We start from the raw sequence: 7,727 nt of genomic DNA on the forward strand, positions 1-7,727 counted from the left end.
AATATTAAAGCCCCCGTCACCTGCAAAGGTAAGCGAGCCGCGTCAATGGTAGCCGTATCTGAAGTGAAAAAGCGCAAGATAAGCTCTGCATTGAAGGCTAATAACATACCGAGTATCAAGGTTATCCCTCCGCCAATTTTGGCAACATCATAGGCCCAGAGTTTAGCCTTCACCTTGTCTCGTTCACCTAAGCTTGTACCTACCAGCGTTGCAGCGGCCATACCAAAACCAAAGCCTGGCAAAATACATAACATCAGAATATTGATGAGTATATTTAAAGCGGCAACTTCACTAACGCCTATTTTACCCACCATCCAAAACAAGCTGATCATACCAATCGCAATTAACAGCTGCTGAAAACCTGCTGGAATGGTGAGTCTAAAGACGCTAGCAAGATCACTTAAGCTTGGTTTTATACGGAATAATTTTAACGACTCCAGCTTGAAGAAGCCCAAACAAAAATACAGAACAGAACCAACGCCCATGGCAATGGTACTCGCCCAAGCCGCACCATCAGTCCCCATAGCGGCGAAACCAAGGTGACCGAAAATCAATATATAGTTCAGAATAATATTTAGTACATGAATAAACACTAGCGACAACATGTAATACTTTGGCTGACTAATGCCATTAAAGTAACCGCGAAAGGCGTAATTCACCCCCATGAAAACCGTCGCGAGGACTCTGATCTCCCAATAAGAGCTACCTAATTCAGCGACTTCGGTATCGGCATTAAGATATGGAAAAATAGAAGGTATATAAGGATAAATTAAAGCTGTCAGAAGGCTGCCAAATATTACGGCGATCATCACACCTGCAAATAGCGACACCCCAGCTTGCTCGATTTTCTTCTCACCCAAACGACGAGAGGCAACAGCTTGAACACCGCTAGACAGCCCCAGAACCATGGCGCTTGAAACGAAGGCTGCAAAACTCCCTGTTCCTACTGCGGCTAAGGCACTAGCCCCCAGATGACCGACCATTGCGACATCGACGATATTCAGTATATTTTGCGAGATCATACCGCCAATAATAGGCAGAGAAAGTAAAAAAATTAGTTGAAAGCGGTCTAGGGTGATCATTATCGTTCTTATTGTATTTGCTTAATAAGCGCATAATATTTGCACCCCCCCCACACTCGAAACCAGGCTTAAAAATGATTTAGATAATTTCATTCTTGGCGATTAAGCCGGTATTCGGTAAAGTAAGCAGTAATCTAAATTCGCCCTCGCGATATCAGTTTTCAATTTAAGAGAGTTATTATGAGTCAGTTCTGGAGCCCCATCGTTCACAAGCTCACCCCTTACGTTCCAGGTGAGCAACCTAAGGTTTCCAATCTTATTAAGCTCAATACTAACGAGAACCCTTATGGCCCCTCTGACAAAGTTCTCTCGGCCCTGAAGGCTGAAGCGTCTGATTCTCTTCGTTTATATCCTGATCCAAATGCCAGTGAGTTGAAAAGTGCGATAGCCGAATATTACGACCTTGAAGTCGAGCAGGTTTTCGTCGGTAACGGCTCAGATGAGGTGCTAGCACATACCTTTATGGGCTTGCTATCAAATGGTAAGCCGCTACTCTACCCCGATATTACTTATAGTTTTTATCCGGTTTATTGCAGCTTATACGAAATTGAACCTAAGACTCTTCCACTTAGTGAACGGTTTGAAATAGAGCTTAGCGACTACCCAACAGATAATGGCGGCATCATCTTCCCTAACCCTAATGCACCAACCGGTCGTGTATTGCCATTAGACGAAATCGAAGCTCTGCTGAAAAGGAATACTGAATCAGTGGTCGTCGTGGATGAGGCTTATATCGATTTTGGTGGTGAAAGTGCCGTTGCGCTCGTCAATAAGTATCCCAATTTATTGGTTATTCAGACCTTTTCTAAATCTCGTTCTTTGGCGGGCTTACGTGTCGGTTTTGCCATTGGGCATAAAGACTTGATCGATGGCCTTGAGCGAGTGAAGAACAGCTTCAACTCCTATCCGCTTGACCGCTTTGCAATCAAAGGCGCATCGGAAGCGATTAAAGATAAAGCTTATTTTCAAGCCTGCTGCGATAAGACCATTGAAACGCGTGATTGGCTAACACTAGAGCTCGAGAACTTGGGTTTTGAAGTCATGCCTTCTGCGGCAAACTTTGTGCTCGCCAAGCACCTAGATATTGAAGCTGAAGCTCTCGCTGCTGGTTTGCGTGAACAATCGATTATCATTCGCCACTTCAAACAGCCACGCATTAAAGATTATCTTCGGATTAGTATTGGTACACCTGAAGAATGCCAGGCACTGATTGCAGGACTTAAGCGCCTAATCGTGGGATCAGAGTAAAAATAGCTTTTTTTACTCTGACCCGAATGGCACTTACTTAAGCTGAATTGCACCCATTTTACAGGGAAATATTATTCCTCTTTGCAGCGAAGCGCTCCGTGCCCTCTGTGGTTAAGAGGGCTTAATCCTAAAGATCAAAACCCCAAAAACGAACCCACCACAGAGGACACAGAGCGGCCGGAGGCCTGCACGGAGAAACCAAAAGAAGGGTTCTTAAAGGAGTGGCACTTACTTAGGCTTTAATAAAGTGCTCCCGGTAATATTTTAGCTCTTCAATCGAATCTCGAATATCATCAAGTGCCAGGTGAGTACCTTGTTTTTTTAAGCCTGATTGAATCTCTGGTTTCCAGCGCCTAACTAGCTCTTTCAATGTACTGACATCCAGGTTCCGGTAATGAAAGAAGGCTTCTAGCTCCGGCATATACTTCACCAAGAAGCGCCGATCCTGACCAATGGTATTTCCGCAAATTGGCGAGCAGCCCTTATCTACATATTGCTTCAAGAACTCTATCGTATCTTGTTCTGCTTCTCTCTCGGAAGTATTGCTGGCTTTAACCCGAGCAGTCAGACCATTTTCACCATGTGTTTTGGTACACCATTCATCCATAGAGTCCATCAATTCGTCACTTTGGTGAATCGCGATAACCGGCCCTTCCGCCAGGGTATTTAGCTGTGAGTCGGTCACAATCGTAGCGATCTCGATAATGCGCTCTTGTTCAGGATCCAAGCCGGTCATTTCTAGGTCGATCCAGATAAGGTTGTCTTTATGTTTCGCGGGGCTGTCGGTCATCAAAATAGTCCTATGATTAATGCTGGTGCTTGGCAGCTAAAGATAATCACTATATTCGATATAAACAAGCTTCTGGAATACTTTTACTGCTAGAATAGCGCCATTGGTTCTTTTCCTAGCGATTCATCGGAGCTTATGAGCAAACGTAAACTGAATAGACGGCAGCAATGGCGTATCGAAAAAATACAAGCTGAGAAAGCCGCACGTGCCGACCGCAAAGACAAAAAGCTAGGGCAAGAATATGCAGCAAGCGATTTAGGTGAAGAACAAAAAGGCCTGGTCATCGCGCACTATGGCCAACTGCTCGATATCGAACCCAGCGAAATTTGCGAAGGCGAAACAGAAAAACTTGTTCATCGCTGCCATGTCAGAGCAAATGTCGATGCTTTAGTCACCGGTGATGAAGTCGTCTGGCGCCCCGGCAAAGACCAAAGCGGTGTGATCGAAACACGCCTAGAACGCCACAGTTTACTGCAACGCCCAGACAACTATGGGCTGCTCAAACCCGTAGCCGCCAATATCGACCGTATTATTATTGTTGTCGCCACTGAACCCACACCCTACGCTAATCTAATTGATCGTTATCTGGTGGCCGCTGAAACTCTCGACATCAAGCCTGCCATACTGTTTAACAAAAGCGACTTGATTAATGATAATAACCGCGCTCAGATAGAAAAACTCTGCCAAAGCTATGAAGCACTTGGCTATGAAGTACTCAAGACCTCAGCCAATGAAGTCGAGCATTGTGAGTCCACCTTATTCGACTGGCTAAAAAACTACACCAGCGTCTTCGTTGGCCAATCCGGTGTCGGCAAGTCTTCACTGATTCGTAGTATTCTGGGTGATCAGAGCATTAAAGTCGGCGCGCTTTCGGAAGTATCCCGTAAAGGTACTCACACCACGACGACAGCCAAGCTTTTTCATATTCCGGGTGGCGGTAGAATTGTTGACTCACCGGGCATACGAGAATTCGGCTTATGGCATATCAATGAGCAAGAACTGTTGGAAGGTTTTATCGAACTCAGGCCGCATATTGGCTACTGCCGTTTTCGTGACTGCAAACATAATAATGAGCCCAAGTGCGCGATCCTTGACGCCTACGACAAAGGTGAGATTAGTGAAGAGCGCATGAATAGTTACCGCAGAATTAGAGAAACACTCGGCGACAAAGAAACCTACCAATAATACTCAGCCATTAATTGCCTGCATTATTAAAAATCCAATCTATACTCTAGTCATAGTGAGCTATTTTCAATAAATTGCTCGCAACTCCTAACTATCAATCTATTACATTAGCTTTATGACTGACTCAAAAATGCCCGATAGCGCTGAAGGCTGGGCAAACTTTCTGGTGACAAAGTCACTTCCCTCGCCATTTAAAGTGGGTCAAAAAGTCATTCGTATGCTAGAAAAAAAGGTTATTCCATACTCTCATCTGGCTGCTCACGTTAATAAAGACCCAATCTTGGCTTTTTACGTCATGTCACACGCCAATGATAGCCAGCTAGAAGATACACCGAGCAGTAAGACACTGGCACACGCCATTAGTATGATTGGCATTGAGCGCCTAACAGAGCTGATAAACGAGCAACCCTTTAAAGCTATTTCCTTAAAGAGTATTACCAGTTTCTACTACCTTCGAACACTATCAACCAGTTTATATGCAGGCCACCTCGGTCGAGCCATCGCTAAAAGAAAAGGTAAAGGAAACCCCGAAGACGTTTATTGGTCCAGCTTGTTTCTGGGTGCGCCTATCTGGTATTTATGGCGCTTTGCAACGCCTGAAATGCGTTTAGTACGCTATGCCATTCGTTCCAACTACAAGCTCCCCCATGTTGCCGAGAAAGAAGTATTAGGCGGTACAATCGTCGATGTCACGACCGCTCTGGCTAAAAAGCTAAACGTTCCTGCCCTGGCTCAGGCATGCTATCAACCAGATAAACAATTAAGCCATAAGCAATGGGTCACTATTGCCCGCTCTTTTAGCCCTGATGGGAAACCGCTCCGTGTTGAAGATCGCGACATTAATATGCTGATGCAGTCTCCACATTTTGTCGTGATGCTGGCAAACCTGATTGCTCACTATTCTTCATATTGCTGGTATTCAAGGGCAACATTAAGAGCACAACGGATTCTGGCTTGCTACTTAAACTGCTCGGTTGATGAAGCGATTCAGCTAACTCATGAAGCTGCTGCAGATATGTCACGCGCTCATCCTATGCCAGGCGTAATGCAACCGGCTGCTAAATTATTCGTGCCACCACGCAAGCGCACTAAAGCACAAAGTGAGTGCCAACTCAGTGAATTCCAGTCAGATGCCTATGCGCCATCTCAGAAGGGAAAAGCAGCGCCCCCTGCTCCAGAAGCGCCAATAGCCAGCTCTACTAAAACTAACAAGCTTGAAGACACCAGACAACACGAGAACCGGGACGTACCGAAACCTGAAAAAATTAATGCACCGACTAATAAAGAAGGCATTGCTGAAAAAGCGCAAGCAAACGGGCCGCTTTCACGGAACCCCTTATATACTGAGCTAACACATATCATGGCTCATCGCCCGCAGGAGTTTACCGACCTACATGAGCTGATGAATGCCGCGACCCAAGGCATTGCCTACGGCATTGAGTTAGAACGAGCATGCGTGGGTCTGATAAGCAAAGACCGCAGCCGCTTTAAAAACTATTATTCAGTCGGGTGCCAAGATCACCCTGAACTTAAGGATTTTGAAAGCAAAATAATCAAGAATACTATTTTTGAGAAATTATGCTCTCGCCCAGCCAGTATTTGGGTGAAACCCTCTAGTGACAAGAAGATACTCGACCTGATTCCCATGAATTTCAAGGGCGCCACCGACTCAAAAGAGTTTTTCTTAATGTCGGTATTTGTTGGCAAAAAACCGGTTGCCCTTTTCTTCGCAGATAACACTGACAACCAAACACTCACCGACGCTCACTATAAACAATTCAAATACCTATGCAGCGCAGTCACTACTTCCTTACAGCATCAAGCGAATCGTCAAGCATCAAAGGGTGAAGAATAGTTAGTCCCAAACTTTGTCATCTGGTATGATCCGCCGATCATCATTTGAAGCAATGAGAACTAACAAATGTCAGATCTGTTAATTGAAGCGCCTCAATTACTCGCACTATTAAATAATGAAGACTCCTCTGAAAAGCTGATCATCGTCGACCTTGGAAAAGAAGATCGCTACCTAAGCGCTCATATCCCCGGTGCAGTACTGGTAAGCCCTAATTTAACCCAGGCGGGTCCGCCGGTGCCCGGCCTTGCTCCGAGTAAAGAAAATTTAAACGATTTAATGCAAAGCATTGGTCTGACTCCCGATAGTCAGGTTATTGTATACGATGATGAAGGTGGCGGCTGGGCAGGACGTTTTATCTGGCTACTCGATGAAATTGGCCATAACAACTACCGCTATTTGAATGGCGGCTTGCACGCATGGGCTGCTGAAAATTTCGACATGGAAAGCGGCCCTGTGGCTAATGAAAAGTCAGATATTCAAGTGTCTTTTAGCGGTAAACATAGCCTCACTCTCGCGCAGCTAAAAGAGCTTGTAAACACTCAAGATTTGCAAATCTGGGACGCTCGTTCTCCGATGGAGCATAGTGGCGAAACTGCTTACGCAGCCAGAGGCGGCAAGATTCCCGGCGCACTAAACTACGAGTGGACTCGCGCGATGGATCAACAAAATAGCCTAAAACTAAAACCCTTTGACACCTTGTTGAGTGAGTTAGCGACTGTTGGAATAAGCCCAGAAAAGCCAACCGTCACACACTGCCAAACCCACCATCGCTCAGGCCTCACTTATCTATTAGGCAAGCTACTTAGCTTCACAGATATAAAAGCTTACCCTGGTTCTTGGGGCGAATGGGGAAACCAAGCTGACACCCCTATTGAATGAGTAAATTACTACTAACGGACTTACTATGAAACTCGATGATCTATTTATTTTCAGTCAATATATTGCACCGCAACACTTGATCTCGCGGGCAGCAGGAAAAGTCGCTGAATGTGAAATTCCGGCGTTCAAGAATAAGCTGATCGCTTGGTTTATTGATAAATACGGCGTCAATATGTCTGAAGCCTTGCTTGATTCGCCAGAGAATTTTAAGCACTTCAATGACTTCTTCACTCGTGAACTTAAACCTGGCGCACGGGAAATTGACACCCAAGAAGATGCAATCATTTCTCCGGTTGATGGCGCGATTAGCCAGCTAGGCCAGGTTGATAAAGGCCAGGTATTTCAGGCAAAAGGTCAGAGCTTTAGTGTGGTAGAGCTGCTTGGCGGCGACATTGAACGAGCCGAACCGTTTATGGGTGGCGACTTCTCAACAATCTACTTGTCGCCTAAAGATTACCATCGAATTCATATGCCCTGCACCGGCACATTAAGAGAAATGGTTTATATCCCTGGTAAGTTATTTTCGGTTAACCCGGTAACGGCAGAGAATGTCCCTCGCCTATTCGCCAGAAATGAGCGTGTTGCAGCCATATTCGATACCGAGTTTGGCCCGATGGCCATGGTCTTGGTTGGTGCAATGATTGTTGCCAGTATCGAGACCGTTTGGTCTGGTTTAGTCGCTCCGGTT

At 45.5% G+C, this 7,727-nt stretch carries 7 protein-coding genes; 5 read left to right on the top strand and 2 right to left on the bottom strand.

All coding sequences use genetic code 11. From position 1 onward, the window contains the following. Positions 1-1,082: MATE family efflux transporter (locus A3735_RS01330; RefSeq protein ID WP_068637423.1), on the bottom strand; the 1,082-nt coding region annotated here is incomplete at its 3' end. A gap of 180 nt (positions 1,083-1,262) precedes the next feature. Between A3735_RS01330 and hisC the strand changes: the two genes are divergently transcribed. Then, positions 1,263-2,330 (top strand): histidinol-phosphate transaminase, encoded by a 1,068-nt coding sequence (hisC, locus tag A3735_RS01335; protein ID WP_068509665.1) that lies wholly within the window; start codon positions 1,263-1,265, stop codon positions 2,328-2,330. A gap of 232 nt (positions 2,331-2,562) precedes the next feature. On the opposite strand, the gene orn is transcribed toward hisC, so the two are convergent. Further along, the gene (orn, locus tag A3735_RS01340) at positions 2,563-3,120 is read right to left on the bottom strand and encodes an oligoribonuclease (RefSeq protein ID WP_068509667.1); all 558 of its coding nucleotides are present in this window, start codon (positions 3,118-3,120) and stop codon (positions 2,563-2,565) included. A gap of 135 nt (positions 3,121-3,255) precedes the next feature. Here orn and rsgA point away from each other — a divergent pair, with 135 nt between their 5' ends. From rsgA to asd, 4 genes are all read left to right on the top strand, one after another. Next, complete coding sequence (gene rsgA / locus A3735_RS01345) at positions 3,256-4,305, top strand: small ribosomal subunit biogenesis GTPase RsgA (protein ID WP_068553429.1); 1,050 nt, start codon at positions 3,256-3,258, stop codon at positions 4,303-4,305. A 115-nt stretch (positions 4,306-4,420) separates the two neighbouring features. Next, positions 4,421-6,160: an HDOD domain-containing protein gene (locus tag A3735_RS01350; protein WP_068509670.1), complete on the top strand. Its 1,740-nt coding sequence runs from the start codon at positions 4,421-4,423 to the stop codon at positions 6,158-6,160. 66 nt (positions 6,161-6,226) lie between these two features. Then, complete coding sequence (locus A3735_RS01355; protein ID WP_068507602.1) at positions 6,227-7,039, top strand: sulfurtransferase; 813 nt, start codon at positions 6,227-6,229, stop codon at positions 7,037-7,039. 25 nt (positions 7,040-7,064) lie between these two features. After that, a partial coding sequence (gene asd / locus A3735_RS01360) for an archaetidylserine decarboxylase (RefSeq protein ID WP_068637425.1) occupies positions 7,065-7,727 on the top strand: 663 nt, incomplete at its 3' end.

It is taken from the genome of Oleiphilus sp. HI0061 (assembly GCF_001635675.1).